The organism is Flavobacterium sp. KH_001 (assembly GCF_057840745.1).
This window is the reverse complement of the sequence record NZ_CM174520.1, coordinates 381,047-397,464: the sequence shown is the minus strand read 5'-3', so window position 1 is coordinate 397,464 and position 16,418 is coordinate 381,047. Positions and strand designations below refer to the sequence as shown.

Annotated in this window: 15 protein-coding genes; all 15 read left to right on the top strand. The window is 30.5% G+C overall.

Annotated elements, in window-relative coordinates; translation table 11 throughout:
* Positions 1-9: 9 nt before the first annotated feature.
* The 15 genes from AC3ITQ_RS01830 to AC3ITQ_RS01760 are packed head-to-tail and all read left to right on the top strand — an operon-like array spanning position 10 to position 16,377.
* Positions 10-1,176 carry a cytidylyltransferase domain-containing protein gene (locus tag AC3ITQ_RS01830; protein ID WP_489236587.1) on the top strand — a complete coding sequence of 389 codons (1,167 nt, stop codon included), beginning with the start codon at positions 10-12 and terminating at the stop codon, positions 1,174-1,176.
* Positions 1,163-2,038: an N-acetylneuraminate synthase family protein gene (locus AC3ITQ_RS01825; protein WP_489236586.1), complete on the top strand. Its 876-nt coding sequence runs from the start codon at positions 1,163-1,165 to the stop codon at positions 2,036-2,038. Before AC3ITQ_RS01830 ends, AC3ITQ_RS01825 begins: the two co-directional genes overlap by 14 nt.
* A 4-nt stretch (positions 2,039-2,042) precedes the next feature.
* Positions 2,043-2,861 (top strand): polysaccharide pyruvyl transferase family protein, encoded by an 819-nt coding sequence (locus tag AC3ITQ_RS01820; protein WP_489236585.1) that lies wholly within the window; start codon positions 2,043-2,045, stop codon positions 2,859-2,861.
* Between the two features lie 42 nt (positions 2,862-2,903).
* A complete protein-coding gene (locus AC3ITQ_RS01815) occupies positions 2,904-4,301 on the top strand; it encodes a glycosyltransferase family protein (protein ID WP_489236584.1) in 1,398 nt (465 codons plus the stop codon).
* Positions 4,302-4,303: 2 nt separating this feature from the next.
* Entirely contained in the window at positions 4,304-5,737 is a 1,434-nt protein-coding gene (locus AC3ITQ_RS01810) for an MBOAT family O-acyltransferase (protein ID WP_489236583.1), read from the top strand.
* Entirely contained in the window at positions 5,737-6,618 is an 882-nt protein-coding gene (locus AC3ITQ_RS01805) for a hypothetical protein (protein WP_489236582.1), read from the top strand. Before AC3ITQ_RS01810 ends, AC3ITQ_RS01805 begins: the two co-directional genes overlap by 1 nt.
* Complete coding sequence (locus AC3ITQ_RS01800; RefSeq protein WP_489236581.1) at positions 6,619-7,785, top strand: glycosyltransferase family 4 protein; 1,167 nt, start codon at positions 6,619-6,621, stop codon at positions 7,783-7,785.
* Positions 7,782-9,326 carry a glycosyltransferase family 2 protein gene (locus tag AC3ITQ_RS01795; protein WP_489236580.1) on the top strand — a complete coding sequence of 515 codons (1,545 nt, stop codon included), beginning with the start codon at positions 7,782-7,784 and terminating at the stop codon, positions 9,324-9,326. Before AC3ITQ_RS01800 ends, AC3ITQ_RS01795 begins: the two co-directional genes overlap by 4 nt.
* Positions 9,323-10,318 carry a glycosyltransferase family 2 protein gene (locus AC3ITQ_RS01790; protein ID WP_489236579.1) on the top strand — a complete coding sequence of 332 codons (996 nt, stop codon included), beginning with the start codon at positions 9,323-9,325 and terminating at the stop codon, positions 10,316-10,318. Before AC3ITQ_RS01795 ends, AC3ITQ_RS01790 begins: the two co-directional genes overlap by 4 nt.
* The gene (locus AC3ITQ_RS01785) at positions 10,318-11,109 is read left to right on the top strand and encodes a hypothetical protein (protein ID WP_489236578.1); all 792 of its coding nucleotides are present in this window, start codon (positions 10,318-10,320) and stop codon (positions 11,107-11,109) included. The genes AC3ITQ_RS01790 and AC3ITQ_RS01785 overlap by 1 nt, the downstream gene beginning before the upstream one ends.
* Positions 11,093-11,932, top strand: coding sequence for a class I SAM-dependent methyltransferase (locus AC3ITQ_RS01780; protein WP_489236577.1), 840 nt, complete (start codon positions 11,093-11,095; stop codon positions 11,930-11,932). The genes AC3ITQ_RS01785 and AC3ITQ_RS01780 overlap by 17 nt, the downstream gene beginning before the upstream one ends.
* A gap of 11 nt (positions 11,933-11,943) precedes the next feature.
* Positions 11,944-13,068 carry a glycosyltransferase gene (locus AC3ITQ_RS01775; protein WP_489236576.1) on the top strand — a complete coding sequence of 375 codons (1,125 nt, stop codon included), beginning with the start codon at positions 11,944-11,946 and terminating at the stop codon, positions 13,066-13,068.
* Positions 13,065-13,928: a hypothetical protein gene (locus AC3ITQ_RS01770; protein ID WP_489236575.1), complete on the top strand. Its 864-nt coding sequence runs from the start codon at positions 13,065-13,067 to the stop codon at positions 13,926-13,928. The genes AC3ITQ_RS01775 and AC3ITQ_RS01770 overlap by 4 nt, the downstream gene beginning before the upstream one ends.
* A complete protein-coding gene (locus tag AC3ITQ_RS01765) occupies positions 13,925-15,031 on the top strand; it encodes a glycosyltransferase (protein ID WP_489236574.1) in 1,107 nt (368 codons plus the stop codon). Before AC3ITQ_RS01770 ends, AC3ITQ_RS01765 begins: the two co-directional genes overlap by 4 nt.
* Complete coding sequence (locus tag AC3ITQ_RS01760; RefSeq protein ID WP_489236573.1) at positions 15,028-16,377, top strand: O-antigen ligase family protein; 1,350 nt, start codon at positions 15,028-15,030, stop codon at positions 16,375-16,377. Before AC3ITQ_RS01765 ends, AC3ITQ_RS01760 begins: the two co-directional genes overlap by 4 nt.
* Positions 16,378-16,418: the final 41 nt, after the last annotated feature.

Here is a 16,418-nt window from a genome sequence, read left to right as displayed (position 1 = left end):
ATGTTATATATGAAAAAAACAGCAATAATTCCACTACGTAAAAACTCAAAAGGGATTCCGGGGAAAAATAAAAAGAAAATGCTTGGGCGTCCGCTTTTTTCCTGGGCTCTTACTGCCGCTATTTTTTCAGAATTAGATGAAGTATACATTTTTACAGATGATGAAGACATAATCAATTATGTAAACAAGGAATATTTTTGGTCTCCAAAAGTAAAAGCACTTTTACGAAATGATAAAAATGCTTCTGATACGGCATCTACAGAAAGCGTTTTGTTGGAATTTGCAGAAAGTGTTCAAAATGATTTTGATATTTTATGTTTATTACAGGCAACTTCGCCCATGACAACAGCACAAGATATCAATGCAGCGTTAAATGAAATTATTGTAAACAAAAAAGCTTCTGCATTGACTGTTGTCAATACGCATCGTTTTATTTGGAATTCTGACGGAACTCCACAAAATTATGACGTTTTTAAGAGACCAAGACGCCAGGATTTCGAAGGCTTATTGATCGAAAATGGCGCTGTTTATACAACAACAAAAGAAGCGTTTTTGTCTTCTCAAAATAGAGTTAGCGGTTCAATTGGTTTAGTAAGGATGCCTGAAGAATCACTTGTAGAAATTGATAGTTTGTCTGATTGGGAAATTGTCGAAGGTTTACTAGCAGATCGTCAGAAAAAGAAGAAAGTACACCAACGAATTGAATATTTAGTATTGGATGTTGACGGTGTTTTTACAGACGGATGCGTTTATTATGATGCCGAGGGCGAATTGGCCAAAAAATTTGATATGCGTGATGGAATGGGATTAGAAATAATCAGACAAAATCAGGTTGAGGTAATCGTAATGACTTCAGAAAATTCTGAGTTAGTAGCACAGCGAATGAAGAAATTGCAAATAAAACATACTTTTTTGGGGGTTAAGGATAAGTTTTCGTTTTTAACTCAGTTTCTTTTAGATAGAAATAGTAGTTTTGGTGCCGTTGCATACGTGGGCGATGATGTAAATGATTTAGCAAATATTTGTAGTGTTGGATGGTCGTTTACACCAGCTGATGCAACAGAAGTAGTCAAAGCAAATGCAGATTATATATTGACAAATGCTTCAGGAGATGGTGCAATTAGAGAAACTTGTGAAATTTTATTAAAATATAATAAACGTTATGAAAGATTATAAAAAACCTTATGTGATTGCTGAAATTGGATGTAATCATAAAGGCGAAATGGCCATTGCCAAAGAATTAATTAAAATTGCTAAAATCTTTGGAAATGCAGATGCAGTTAAATTTCAGAAACGTAACAATAAAGAACTTTTAACAGAAGAGCAGTACTATGCTCCACATCCGAACGCTTCAAATTCATATGGAAACACTTATGGTGAGCATAGAGAATATTTAGAGTTTGATGTAGAGCAGCACCGTGAACTTAAAGAATATTGTGAGGAAATTGGAATTGTATATTCAACATCAGTTTGGGATACAACTTCTGCAAAAGAGATCTCGTCATTAAATCCCGAATTTATTAAGATTCCTTCAGCCTGTAACAACAATTTTGAAATGTTAGGTTGGTTATGCGATAATTATCAGGGTGAAATTCATATTTCTACCGGGATGACTACTAAAAATGAGACGGAAATTTTAGTAGCGTATTTTACTGAAAAAGGAAGAAATAAAGATCTAGTTTTATATAATTGTACCTCAGGTTACCCTGTTCCGTTTGAGGATGTTTGCTTGCTGGATATTAATTTGTTGAATCAAAAATTTGGAGATAAGGTAAAACATATTGGTTTCTCGGGGCATCATTTGGGAATTGCCGTTGATATTGCAGCCTATACTCTAGGTGCCAATATCATAGAAAGACATTATACAATTGACAGAACCTGGAAAGGTACAGATCACGCGGCTTCATTAGAACCAATGGGTTTACGTAAGTTAACCCGCGATCTTCAGGCTGTTTATCAGGCATTAACTTTTAAGAGTTCTGATATATTGCCAATTGAACAAATTCAACGAGATAAATTAAAAAATAAAAAAGTCTAACTGAATGTTTTTTTCAAATAGAATAAGACTTTTTTGGTGGAATGAAAAAGTAATTCAGGGTAAGTCCAAAGAAAATTACGGCGACGTTTTAGGGAAATATCTTGTTGAAAAAATTTCAGGAAAGAAAGTTGTTTTTGCCTGGCCAAAGAAGTTCTCTATTCTTGATTGGTTTATCCCCATTTATGTTACTGTAGGAAGTATTCTAGCCAACGTAAATCACAAATGTATTGTTTGGGGAAGCGGAATTATTGATCAAAAAGCAAAAATTAAAAACGCTGTTTTTTTAGCCGTTCGCGGTCCACAGACACGTCAGTATTTGTTGGGTTTTGGCTATGATGTTCCAGAAATTTATGGAGACCCGGCATTATTGCTACCGCGATATTTTAATCCAAAAATTGAGAAAAAATACAAATTTGGCTTCGTACCACATTACAATGATTACAAATTAGTACATCATTGGTTTAAAGACAATCAGGACGTATTGTTGATTGATATGATGACAAATGATATCGAATCTAAAACTATAGAGTTTTTGCAATGCGAAAAAATAATTTCTTCTTCTCTACATGGAATAATTATTGGGCATGCGTATGGAATCCCGTCTGTTTGGCAAAAGTTTTCAGATAAGGTTTTCGGAGATGATATAAAGTATCAGGACTATTTTGAATCGATTCAGTTGCCATTTTATACTCCTGAAATTAGAATTTCTCCTTTTACAGATACTCAAATGGAAAACTTGTTTGCAGATTTACCAAGTTTACCCCTAAAAGAAAATGTAGAAAAATTATGTGATGGCTTAATGAAAGTATGTCCTTTTAAATAAGGAGTTTTTAGATAATCATCAAAGATTTGAATATGAAATAGAATGAAAAAAAAAATATTTATTTTTCTGCCAGACGGTGTTGGACTTCGCAATTTTGCTTTTACAAATTTTAAAGAAATTGGAGAAGAAAAAGGATATCAAATTACCTATTGGAATAACACAGTTTTTTCTTTAAACGATTATTTAGGATACAATGAGGTTGAAATTGAGAATCATACCACGCATCCTTTAACGCCTCTTTATTCGAGAATTAGAAAACATATAGAATTAAATGTTTCTCAAAAAAAGTTTAAAGACCCAGTATATCAAACTTATAAATTTTCTTTTAGTTATAATGGATTTAAAAACATTTTAAAAACATTATATATCAAATTATTGATTGGTTTTAATTCATCAGAGGAAGGAATTTTAAGAATAAGAAAACGTATCAATGCCCTGGAACGTTCGACATCAAAATATCAATATTGCAAAGCGCAATTAGAGGAACACAAACCTGATTTGATTTTTTGCACTACTCAAAGAGCAACGCAATCGATTAGTGCATTACTGGCAGCTCAGGATCTTAATATTCCGGTAGTTTCCTTTGTATATTCATGGGATAATGTGCCAAAAGCAATGCAGGTAGTCGAAGCTGACTTTTATTTTGTCTGGAGTGATTTAATGAAACAGGAAATTTTAAAATATTATCCTTTTGTAAAAGAATCTCAGGTTTTTGTTACGGGGACACCTCAATTCGAACCTCATTATAATCGTAACTTGTTTAAAAGTAGAGAAACGTTTTTTAAAGAAAACAATCTTGATAGTTCGAAAAGATATATTTGCTTTTCTGGTGATGATGAAACAACTTCACCTTTAGATCAGTATTATTTGGAAGATTTGGCAAAAGCCGTAATAAGTCTAAATGCTAAAGGCGAAAATGTTGGTATTATCTATCGTAAATGTCCTGTTGATACAACATCTCGTTACGACGACATACTTAATTCTTATAAAGATGTTATAACTGTTGTGGATCCATTATGGAAAGCAGTGGGAAAAAACTGGAATGAAATTTTACCTACAAAAGAGGATTTGGGATTATTGCATAATGTTTGTGCACATTCAGAATTTGTAACAAATGTTTGTTCTTCAACTGTATTTGATTTTGTCGCTCATGATAAACCCTGCATCTATTTTAATTACGAACAGCCTCAATTAAAAAAAGGTATTAGAGATATTGGTCAGAACTATAAATATGTTCATTTTAGAAGTATGCCCAGTAAGGAATCTGCTATTTTTTGTACGAGTAAGTTAGATTTAGAAAATCAGGTAAAACAAATTTTAGATAAGAAATTATCTAATGTTTACGATGGAAAAAAATGGTATAGTATTGTCGCAGGAGAAAATCCAATTCTTGCCTCTGAGAATATTTGGGAAGCTATAAATAAGATTGTAATAAAATAATTATGTTTTTTAATTCTTTAGCTTTTGCTATTTTTTTACCAATCGTTTTTTTCTTGTATTGGTTTATATTTAACAAAACCAAAAGCAACCAAAATGCTTTATTAATTGTTGCCAGTTATTATTTCTATTCTTGTTGGGATTGGAGATTCCTTTTTTTGTTAGTTTTCTCCACATTCCTGGACTATTATACCGGAATACAAATCGAAAAAGGAAAATCAGAAAAAAGTCGAAAATTTTGGTTTTGGCTTAGTATCCTGGTCAATTTAGGTTTCTTAGGCGTTTTTAAATATTATAATTTCTTTGCGGCTTCTTTCGCAGAATTGCTAAATTCAGCGGGAATTCATGCAAGTCCAATTTTGTTGAATGTTATTCTTCCTGTCGGAATTTCATTTTATACCTTCCACGGTTTATCGTATGTAATCGATATTTATTTTAAGCGAATCAAAGCCGAATATAATTTTATTGATTATTCACTTTTTGTTAGCTATTTTCCGCTTTTAGTTGCTGGGCCAATAGAAAGAGCGACTCATTTATTGCCGGAAATAAAAGTAAAACGAGAATTTGATTTAGAAAAAGCCAAAGAAGGTGTTTGTCAAATTGTTTGGGGATTAGTCAAAAAAGTAGTTATTGCAGATACTTGCGCCACTTATGCCAACGCTATCTTTGACAATTATACTTCAATGAATTCTTTCTCTCTTATTTTGGGAGCAATTTATTTTGCTTTCCAGATCTATGGAGATTTTTCAGGATATTCAGATATTGCTCTGGGAGTTTCAAAATTGTTTGGTTTAGATTTGTTGAGAAATTTTAATTACCCTTATTTTTCAAGAGATATAGCAGAGTTCTGGCGTCGTTGGCATATTTCACTTTCTTCCTGGTTTAGAGATTACTTGTATATTCCGCTAGGAGGAAGTAAAGGTGGGCTTTGGATGAAAATCAGAAATACCTTTATCATTTTTGTAGTTAGTGGTTTTTGGCACGGTGCCAATTGGACCTATATCGTTTGGGGATTCATAAATGCTGTTTATTTTCTGCCTTTGCTTCTGTCAAACAGCAATAGAAATAATATGGATGCAATTTTACTAAAGCCAAATTTTGATTCAGTCAAAGTAGTAATGAGTATTCTTTATACCTTTTTATTGACGTGTGTTGCCTGGGTGTTTTTTAGGGCCAGAACAATCACAGATGCCGTTGTGTATTTAAAACGTATTATCTCTAACAGGGAGTTTAGCTTTCAATATTTAGAAAATGAAAGGTATAATTATGAGTTGTTTTTATTGATTGGCCTTTTTGTTCTGATTGAATGGAATAATCGTAACAAAATCGAACCTCTTTCAGGAAGAAGAAATATATTGAAAATGGCTTTAGCAGTTGGCGCAATCCTGGCTTTCGGAACTTTTTCAGATTATAAAGAATTTATATATTTTCAGTTTTAATGAAGAAATTTTTAACTTATACAACCAAAATTTTTATTGTCATAGTTTTAATAGCAATTGTATTAGATGGGTTATATACAGCAATTTTTATGCAATCTAAGAATAGAGGAAAAATCGAAACTGTTTTTAATTCTACAGCTAAAAAATACGACGTTATCATTTTAGGTTCGTCTCGGGCAAATAACCATTTCGTAACACAGATGTTTGAAGATAGAGGTTTAAAAGCTTTTAATTATGGCATGAGTGGCGGACATTTGTTCGAAGCTTCTTTGTTGTTGAAATTAATGATTGAAAGAAAATATGAAATCAAAAATGTAATTCTTGAGGCCGATTTGAACCTTTCTAACGATAAGGAATCTGAAGGAGTTTCGACAAAATTTTTGCCCTATATTCATAATTCGACAGTCATAAAAGATCATTTTTCTGTCCAAGAAAATTTTAATGAATTGTATTACATTCCTTTTTATAGATATGTGAAATATGATTCTGAAATTGGATTTAGAGAAGTTTATAAAACTCTAATCGGTGAAAAAACGAATGCTTTAGATAACTTGGGATTCTATCCATTAAAGAAACACAAGAACGGTAATATGAAAAATAATATTGTTAATCTAAATCCGTTACCACATAATAAATATTACGAAGAAATAAAAAATATCTGTAAAGTAAATAATATTAATTTTATTGCAGTAATGACTCCTATATGTGAAAATGTTACGGGTATGAATTATTTTGAAAAAGTTAAAAAGTTTTATCCAGAGATTCATAATTATGAAAACGTAGTAAAAGAAGATAAATATTTCTCGTCTTGTGGACATATGACTGACGAAGGGGCAAAAATATTTACAGGCAGAATTATTAATGATTTTTTCAAGAAATAAATGCATATAGCCTTTTTAACACCAGAGTTTCCCCACCCTAAAGTTACACATGCAGCAGGTTTAGGTACCAGTATAAAAAATCTTACAACCGCTTTGGTCAAAGAAGGAGTTAAAGTGACTGTATTTGTATATGGTCAGAAAACTCAGGAAATTATTACCGAGAATGGAATCACACTTCATTTAATTAAAAATAAAAAATATAAATACTGTGGGTGGTTTTTTCATAGAAAGCATATCCAGAAGTATTGTGATAAAGTCATTAAAGAAGAAAAAATAAGACTTTTAGAAGCACCAGATTGGACGGGAATTACTGCATTTATGAAGTTTTCAATTCCTTTGATAATTCGTTTTCATGGTAGTGATACCTATTTTTGTCATCTGGAAAAAAGAAACCAAAAGCGTAAAAATTTTTGGTTTGAAAAATTGGCAGTAAATCATGCAAGCGCATTTATTGCACCAACTGACTTTGCCGGAAATGTTTCAAAAGAACTTTTCAAAATAAAATCGAAGGAAATAAAAACAATTCATTACGGCTTGGAGTTAGAAAATTTCACAAATAATTTTCCAGACGTTTTCGAAAAAGGTTTAATTCTCTATGTTGGAACTTTGATAAGAAAGAAGGGAGTTCTAGAATTACCTGCTATTTTTAAGCAAGTACAAAAAGATTTCCCTCAGTCTAAACTAGTTTTAATTGGCAGTGATTCTTTTGATATAAAAACAAAATCAAATTCAACCTGGCAATTGATGCAGAATCAGTTCACAAAAGAGGATTTGAAAAATGTGGAATATATAGGAAAAATTCCATACAGTGAAGTTCAGAATTATATAAAGAAAGCAAATGTATGTATTTTTCCAACCTTTGCAGAAACCTTAGGAATGGTGACTATCGAATCTATGGCAATGCAAAAAGCAGTTGTTAATAGTAATATAGGATGGTCTCAGGAATTGATTATAGATGCCGAAAGCGGTTATTTGGTCTATCCGGAAAATCATGATTTATATGCTGATAAAATTATTGAATTAATTCAAAATGATACAGTTTGCCTACAAATGGGTAAAGACGCGAGAAAAAGGGTTGAATCTAAATTTGATATCAATAAATTAGTAAATGAAAATATTAAATTTTATCAGAAGCTCATAAATCAAAACACAAAAAAGCAATCATGATCGTTGTTTATCATAAAAATAATAGAATTGTTATTATTGAATTTGGCGAGGAAAGACTTGTTTTTTCGTCGATAAATATTTCGTCAATTTTATTTGAGATTGCTGAAATTTATTCCGATCAGTTAATTATTTGGTGTCATTTCGATTTAAAAGCTAGTTTAAATCTTTTAAATATTGATGCTATTTTTCATCACAATAAAATAATGGCTTCCTATAATTTAGCAGGAAATTCATTTTTATCAGATGCTATTGGTTATGTCGAAGAATCGCCTTTTATAAAGATTAACAAGGGTGTGAGTTATCCAACATGGCAAATGAGCAGTTCTGTTGGTGGAATTCATGCTTCAGTATTGCTGGAATTGAAAAATCAAATTCAGGAAGATAAAAAATTTGATTATTTTTTGCACTCACTGGCAAAACTCGCAATGCCAAATGGACTTTTGTGCTATTCCGAACCTGGATTAATAAATGATTTTTCGATCAGCTTGACAGAATATCAAAATAGTAAATTTCAACTGTTTAGATTTGTGAAGCAGCATTATAAAATGCGTTGGATATTTTTGTTGTTTTTGAACTTATTTCTCTATGAAAGGGAAATAGCTTTTTTGCCTCTTATTTATAGTCTATTTTATAAAAAAAGAGAATTAAATGACACTACTTTAAAGATGATCAAAGTTCAGTCGACAAATAAAGTTGTTGAATTAGGAACGATTGATGTAATAATTCCAACAATTGGCAGAAAAAAATATTTATATAATGTATTGAAAGATCTTTCCTTTCAAACGCATTTGCCTGATAATGTTATAATTGTTGAACAAAATCCCATATTAGGAAGCGCTTCGGAATTAGACTATTTAACTAATGAAAAATGGTCATTTAAAATTAAGCATATATTTACACATCAATCGGGAGCATGCAATGCAAGAAATTTAGCGTTAGCAGAAGTAAAAAGTGATTGGGTTTTTATGGCTGATGATGATATTAGAATTGGAAATGATTTTATTGAAAATGCTTTAAAGAATATTATTCAGTTTGGTGTATTTGCAGGAACATTTGGTTGTTATGAATACGATTATCCATTTAGTAAAAAATATACAATTACGATGCAATGGATTTCGTTTGGTTCTGGTTGTAGTATTGTAAAAAATGAGTTTTTAAAATATATTAAATATAATTCAGGATTTGAATTTGGTTATAGAGAAGATGCAGATTTTGGTATGCAATTGAGAAATGAAGCAGTTGACATTCTTTATTTCCCTTCCCCAGAAATTATACATTTAAAGGCTCCAATTGGAGGTTTTAGATCAAAATCTGTTTTAGCGTGGTCAAATGATTATATTCAGCCTAAACCTTCACCAACTGTTATGTTGTATAATCAATTGCATTTAACGATACAACAAATTAAAGGTTATAAAACAATATTGTTTTTTAAATTTTATAAAGTTCAAACTATTAAAAACCCAATTCGATATTTAAATAATTTTCAAAAACAGTGGAAACAAAGTTTATATTGGGCAAACAAGTTAAAAAGTAAGCAATGAAATTTTCTTTAATTATTTGTACCTATATGCGTCCTGAGCCTTTACTGAAATTATTGGCTTCAGTAAAAGGACAAAATTTGTATCCAGACGAAATTTTAATTATTGATGGATCATTGAATAATGAAACAGAAGTTGCTTTAAGTCAATATCAATTTGAAAATCTTCAGTACCATATAATGACTAGTGAGGATAGAGGACTAACAAAACAACGAAATTTTGGAGTTTCAAAGGTTAGCGTTTCTTCAGAAATTATCTGTTTTGTTGATGATGACACCATTCTTGAGCCGGAATATTTTGCTGAAATTGTCAAGACTTTTCAAGTTAACCAGGACATTTGTGGTGTTGGAGGAGTTGCTATAAATGAATACAAATGGAAGCTTCGAAAAGAAAATGGTAACTATAATAAAAAGGGCTATTATTTTTTTGAAGACTATGTTTACAAGGAAGGTTTAAGAAATGTCGTTCGTAATTATTTGGGTCTTGCTTCTAACTTAAATCCAGGAAAAATGCCAAATTATTCGCATGGCAGAACTTGTGGATTTCCACTTACAGGAAAAATTTATGAAGTAGATTTGCTAATTGGTATGTCGATGGCTTTTCGGAAAAGTATTTTTGAAAAAATAAAATTTTCAAGATTTTTTGAAGGTTATGGCTTATATGAAGATGCTGATTTTAGTATTAGAGCATTAAATTATGGAAAAAATGTAATAAATACTCAAGTTCAGTTATCTCATTTTCATGATGAATCGGGGAGGCCAAACAAGTATAAATATGGTAAAATGGTAGTAAGAAATGGTTGGTATGTTTGGCGCGTTAAAAATCCAAATCCAAAATTAATCGATCGTTATAAATGGAATGCCATAACTATCTTATTAACCATAATACGATTTACCAATGTGATAACAGAACGAAAGAAAAGGGAAGCTTTTACAGAAGCAGTCGGTAGAAGTATTGGCTGGTGGAGTTTGATTTTTAATAAACCAAAATTATAATGAAAATTACATCTTTTTTTAGTTTAAGAAACTATAAATACTTTTACTATCTTATTAAACCATTTCCTGAAGAAGTAAAAAAAGATTTTAATAGTTATAGTGAGTTTGTAAATATTTCGGCCCTTGTTGATTACATCAATGTAAAAAATTACAAAAAAATAGTTGTCGTCGCAAGTGGGCCTTCAGCTAAGAATGTAACATTAGAAAAAGATGCATTGTATTTTACAACTAATAACGCACTTAAATTAGTTGAATCTGTTCCTCATGTTTATGTACTAAATGATTCCTATTACATTTTAAAATATTTAAAATCCATTAGTAATTCTGAAGAATGGAAAACAACTATTTTTTGGTATGTTTCTACGACATCAAAAATAAAAGAAAGTGCTGTGAAAATATTAGAGAACTATTTTGAAACAAGATCCAGAGATAAGAAGGAGTTTTTAATTACAAATATCGATAAGCCCTTTATGCTGAAAAATATTCATGTTGAGTTGGTCGAATTTCTTAAATTAAATCTGGATATTAATTATTATGGGGTGAATTCAGGATTTGTCACACTTGTTTTGGCTTATGTTATTTCCGTTATTTCTGATATTGAAATTGAGATTTATGGTTTGGATATGGGGGAGAAAGAGGAAGGGTATTTTGATAAAAAGATAGAGCTTGGTAAAAGTATAAAAGGAGAAAAAAATAGAGAAATTGTGAGGTCTTTTTTATTAAAAGCTTATCAATCGAAAGCTAAAATTATTAACCATTCAAACTTCATGACTTATGGAATTAATAAATGAATTTTTATCATGCAAAATATGTAATGGTAAAATTTATGATATAAATTCAACATTCAATCTTGTCAAATGTCAGGAATGTAAATTTGTATTTTCAAAACTAAAATTTTCAACAGAAGATTTTATTTTAACTTATGATAAATTATACAATGCAAAGGAAAATATACGATATAAAAAGCATTCAATAGAAGAATATAACCAACTCAAAAACGGGATAATCCGTATTGGGCATAACAGGAAAAGAATCATCAATAGTATTGTTACAAATCAAACTAAGAGTGTTTTAGAAATTGGTTCAGGTGTCGGTTTAATTGGTATGTATTTGAAAAGATTTAATGATTTATCTTATTTCGGCTTGGAATTGGATGAAAAAACACATCAACGTGCACTATCTCTTGGTGTGAATTCTATTAACGGAGATTTTTCTAAAATGAAAACATTTGATGAAAAATTTGATGTAATAATGATGTGGGAAGTTTTAGAACATTTACAAGATTTGGAGTTGTTTTTTCAATTGGCAAAAGATAGATTAAAAGCTAACGGAGTTTTTGTGTTTTCAGTTCCTAATTTCGCTAAAATTAATAATTATAAAGACGTAAGAGATAGAATATATCAAAGTGGACCTCCAGTTCATCTTAATTTTTTTACCAAGGAGTCTGTAGAAGAGGTTTTAAAAATTCATGGGTTTGATAATATTGTAGTTCGAGAAAAGAAATTTCCGTATTTTAATTTTAAAGCCTTAAATTTTTATAAAATGTTTTTGAAGTCTTTAATTGGTAAATATAATGGGCCTACGCTATATGTTACTGCTACGTTAAATAAATAAGGATAGTAATTTTGTCATTCAATTTTTGTATTATAACACATGTCATTCATCAAAAGCAAGAGGAGAGTTACTTTGGCTATGCACCGTATATTCGTGAAATGAATATTTGGCTGAAGTATGTCGATGAGGTAACTATAGTTGCTCCTTTAGAAAATAGCGATCCTACACCAATCGACTTGTCTTATGCGCACGAAAAAATTGATTTTAAATTGGTGCCAAATTTCAATTTAATTGGCTTTAGAAATGTTTTTTTTACATTAGTGAAATTACCCACAATTGTTTGGAGAATATTTTTTGCTATGTGTAAGGCCGATCATATCCATTTAAGGTGCCCTGGAAATATGGGACTAGTAGCTTGTTTTGTTCAAATTTTTTTTCCTAATAAAACTAAGACAGCAAAATATGCCGGAAATTGGGATCCTAAAAGCAAGCAACCCTGGACATATCGTTTGCAAAAATACATTTTGAATAATACTTTTTTGACTAAAAATATAAAAGTTCTGGTTTATGGAGAATGGGAAAATCAATCGACGAACATTTTACCTTTTTTTACTGCTACATATTCAGAAGCTGAAAAGGAAATAGTTAAAAAGGAGAGTCTAGATTTAGATACTCGTTTTGTTTTTGTTGGAAGCTTAGTTTCAGGTAAAAATCCGTTGTATGCAATTAGACTGATTGAAGAACTTATTAAAAAAGGAAATAAAGTTACTTTAGAATTATATGGGGAGGGTTCCGAAAAAGAAACTTTACAAAATTACATTTACGATAATCGATTAAATGATTATGTAATTTTAAGAGGAAACCAGGATAAGGATGTCATTAAAAAAGCGTTGCAAAAAAGTCATTTTGTAGTATTACCATCTAAAAGTGAGGGATGGCCAAAAGCAATTGCAGAAGGAATGTTTTGGGGGTGTATACCTGTTGCAACGAAAGTGTCGTGTATTCCTTTTATGCTAGATCAGGCAAATAGAGGTGTTCTGTTGGAGATGGATTTAAAAAAAGATGCAGAGCAACTAGAACAAATAATTAGTGACGAAAAGAGTTTTTTTACTAAAAGTAGACTAGCTAGCGAATGGTCAGGAAAATATACTGTTGATATTTTTGAGTCACAAATAGAAAAAATTTTAAAATCATGAAGCATACCTTAAAAACACGAATATTTAAAACTCTTTCATTACTTCCTGATCGATTAGGCTATTCTTTGTATCATATACTGCAAGATATTGGCAGTAAAGCTACACTTGAGGATAAAATTAATTCGACAAAAAAAACTTATGAAACGATAAAAAGAATATTACTTGCAAATAATTTAACTACTGAAGGCTTAAATATTGCAGAAATAGGTTCTGGTTGGGTTCCTGTATTTCCTTATCAATTAATACTTTTTGGAAAAGCGAAAAGTGTTGATACATATGATATAAATGAACATTACAGTATAAAAGAGATTAAAAAATTAAATGAATACTATAATACCCAATTTAATTTTGAAATTGAAAATAGAGGTAAATACCCTTTACATAATGCCGTTAAATATTTTCCTAAAACTAATGTTTGCAATGGAGATCTTAAGAATGTAGATTTAGTTTTGTCAAGGTTTGTACTAGAACATATTTCGCCTGAAAATTTATCAGAGATTCATAATTTTCTTTTTTCAGATTTAAAATCGGGAAGTTATGTTTTGCATTTAATTTCGCCAAGTGATCATAGAGCTTACAGTGATTCTTCTTTATCATTACAAGATTTTTTGAAGTATAGTGAAGAAGAGTGGAATCAAATTCAGACAAAATTTGATTATCATAATAGATTAAGACTACCTCAATATTTAGATCTCTTAAAGAAGAAATTTGAAATAGTTTTTTTTGAACATGATAAGATTAATTTCGAATCTGCAAGTTTTCGCAAATTTAGTAAATTGGAAATTCATGAAGATTTTAGAATATATAATGATCAGGAATTAATGGCGGGAAGTATAAATATTTTGCTTAGAAAGAAATGAGAGTGGTACAACTTATAGATTCTCTTGAGGCGGGTGGTGCTGAACGAATGGCAATAAATTATGCGAATGCTTTGTCCAAAAAAGCTGTATTTTCTGGTTTAATTGCAACTCGAAACGAAGGATTACTTTTAAGTCAAATAGATCATAATGTGAACTATCTATTTTTGAAAAAAAAAAAGGTTTTCGATTTTGGTGCTGTTTTACGCTTAAGAAAATATATAAGGCAAAATGAAATAGATTTTGTTCATGCACATAGTTCCTCTTTTTTTATTGCAGTTTTGGTAAAATTAACTTTTTCAAAGGTCAAAATTATTTGGCACGATCATTATGGAATTTCACAAGACCTATCATCAAGAAAGAGCTTTGTTTTAAAATGTAGCTCACTATTTTTTACAGGTATAGTTTCTGTAAATTCTGCATTAAAAGAATGGGCTTTATCTAATTTATTATGTTCTAACGTAGTATATTTGCCTAACTTCATTGAAAAATCTCCTTCCTTTAAAACTGACTTTTTTTTGGCAGGCCTAAAAGGCAAAAGGATTATTTGTGTCGCCAATTTAAGACCACAAAAAAATCATGCGTTGTTAATAAAAGCAGCTCATTTAATTAGAAACGAATTCCCGGAATGGACTTTTCACTTAATTGGGAAAGATTTTAATGATTCGTATTCTGCAAGCCTGAATCAAATGATTATTAATTTAAAGCTTGAGGAAACTGTTTTCCTTTATGGATCAATAGACAATGTAGTTTCTGTATTAAAACAAGCCGAAATTGCCGTTTTACCATCCCTGTCTGAGGGGCTTCCTTTGGCTATTCTGGAATACGGTTTATATAGTTTACCAGTTGTGGCAACAAATGTTGGAGAAGTTTCAAAAGTAATCACTTCGAAAGAAGAAGGATTTATTGTAGAATCGAATGATCTAAACCAATTTATAAAGTCAATCAAAATACTAATAAAAGATCAGAATTATAGAAAACAGGTAGGAGTGAATTTGAATAAACAAATTCAGTTTAATTACAGTGAAGAATCAATTATAAAAAAGTATAGTTCATGGCTAGGAGGTTTACTTAATTTTATTATTTTAATATGTTGTTCAAAATGAAAAACACTAAATTCTCATATACTTACTTGCTTTTAATTCATGCTGCCATTTCTTTGGCAATTTTCATTATGCCTTTTTTATCTAAGATTTATGCACTATTGATTCCTGTAGTTGGTTTTGCGGTTATTTATATGAAAAAGAACAAAAATAATGAAGCATTGTTTGTTGCAGCATACCTTGTAGGTGTAGAAGTCTTTCTTCGTATGACAGGAGGCAATTTTAATAATGAATACGTGAAATTTAGTGTTGTTTTTTTTATGATTCTTGGTATGATTTATAGTAATTTTTCTACTAGTTCGTTTGTCTACCTATTTTTTCTGCTTTTATTAATTCCTGCTATTTTAATTACTTCTAGTGCAATCAATACTGATATAGATGTTAAGAAACTGATTTTTTTTAATTTATCAGGCCCTGTGTGTTTAGCTGTTTGTGCACTATATATGTTTAAAAGAAAATTTTTATTTTCTGATTTGCAAAATCTTTTAGCTGTAATGGGCCTACCTATAATAACAACTACTGTTTATTTGTTTTTATATAATCCAAGTGTAAAAGATGTGATAACAGATACACAATCCAATTTTGAAACATCAGGTGGATTCGGACCCAATCAGGTCTCGACAATTTTAGGATTAGGAATGTTTATTTTCTTTACTCAATTAATTTTATTTTCAAAAACAAAAAAGGAGATCTTAGTAAATGGGTTTTTATTTCTGTTTGTTAGTTATCGCGCAGTGGTTACTTTTTCTAGGGGTGGTGTTATAACTGCTATAATAATGATTATTTGTTTATTGTTTTTGTTGTATTATTTTTCTAATGCGAAAGGAAGAACTAAATTTAGTTTAGTTTTTATATTAACAATCTTAATGACTTTAGGAATTTGGTCATATAGTTCTGTTCAAACCGGTGGTTTAATTAATAATAGATATGCCAATCAGGATGCGATAGGAAGGACTAAGAAAGACAAACTGGGAGGTAGAGAGAAAATTATGGATACAGAGATAAAACTTTTTTTGGATAATCCTGTTTTGGGAATTGGTGCTGGTATGGGGAAGCAAGTAAGAAAAGAGTCGTTTGGGTTGCAAGTTGCTTCTCACAACGAAGTTACACGTATGGTAAGTGAACATGGCTTGTTTGGCATTTTTGGGTTATTAATACTTTTAATAACCCCACTCTTGCTCTATATAAATAACAGACAGCATCTCTACTTTTTTTCCTTTTATTTTTTTTGGTTATTAACTATAAATCATGCTGCAATGCGAATCGCAGCTCCCGCATTTGTGTATGCTTTAACACTTCTTTCTGTTCAGGTTAAACTCCCTGAAAAAGAAGAAAATTCGGTCGAGTAAATTCTATTTTTTATAATACATTTGTCGCTAACTAGAGAGAC

What these genes read in the sequence shown, in the direction of transcription:
- AC3ITQ_RS01765 (WP_489236574.1), top strand. Translation starts at nt 13,925, where the DNA reads ATGAGAGTGGTACAACTTATAGATTCTCTTGAGGCGGGTGGTGCTGAA.
- AC3ITQ_RS01795 (WP_489236580.1), top strand. Translation starts at nt 7,782, where the DNA reads ATGATCGTTGTTTATCATAAAAATAATAGAATTGTTATTATTGAATTT.
- AC3ITQ_RS01805 (WP_489236582.1), top strand. Translation starts at nt 5,737, where the DNA reads ATGAAGAAATTTTTAACTTATACAACCAAAATTTTTATTGTCATAGTT.
- AC3ITQ_RS01790 (WP_489236579.1), top strand. Translation starts at nt 9,323, where the DNA reads ATGAAATTTTCTTTAATTATTTGTACCTATATGCGTCCTGAGCCTTTA.
- AC3ITQ_RS01785 (WP_489236578.1), top strand. Translation starts at nt 10,318, where the DNA reads ATGAAAATTACATCTTTTTTTAGTTTAAGAAACTATAAATACTTTTAC.
- AC3ITQ_RS01820 (WP_489236585.1), top strand. Translation starts at nt 2,043, where the DNA reads ATGTTTTTTTCAAATAGAATAAGACTTTTTTGGTGGAATGAAAAAGTA.
- AC3ITQ_RS01800 (WP_489236581.1), top strand. Translation starts at nt 6,619, where the DNA reads ATGCATATAGCCTTTTTAACACCAGAGTTTCCCCACCCTAAAGTTACA.
- AC3ITQ_RS01825 (WP_489236586.1), top strand. Translation starts at nt 1,163, where the DNA reads ATGAAAGATTATAAAAAACCTTATGTGATTGCTGAAATTGGATGTAAT.
- AC3ITQ_RS01760 (WP_489236573.1), top strand. Translation starts at nt 15,028, where the DNA reads ATGAAAAACACTAAATTCTCATATACTTACTTGCTTTTAATTCATGCT.
- AC3ITQ_RS01810 (WP_489236583.1), top strand. Translation starts at nt 4,304, where the DNA reads ATGTTTTTTAATTCTTTAGCTTTTGCTATTTTTTTACCAATCGTTTTT.
- AC3ITQ_RS01815 (WP_489236584.1), top strand. Translation starts at nt 2,904, where the DNA reads ATGAAAAAAAAAATATTTATTTTTCTGCCAGACGGTGTTGGACTTCGC.
- AC3ITQ_RS01770 (WP_489236575.1), top strand. Translation starts at nt 13,065, where the DNA reads ATGAAGCATACCTTAAAAACACGAATATTTAAAACTCTTTCATTACTT.
- AC3ITQ_RS01780 (WP_489236577.1), top strand. Translation starts at nt 11,093, where the DNA reads ATGGAATTAATAAATGAATTTTTATCATGCAAAATATGTAATGGTAAA.
- AC3ITQ_RS01830 (WP_489236587.1), top strand. Translation starts at nt 10, where the DNA reads ATGAAAAAAACAGCAATAATTCCACTACGTAAAAACTCAAAAGGGATT.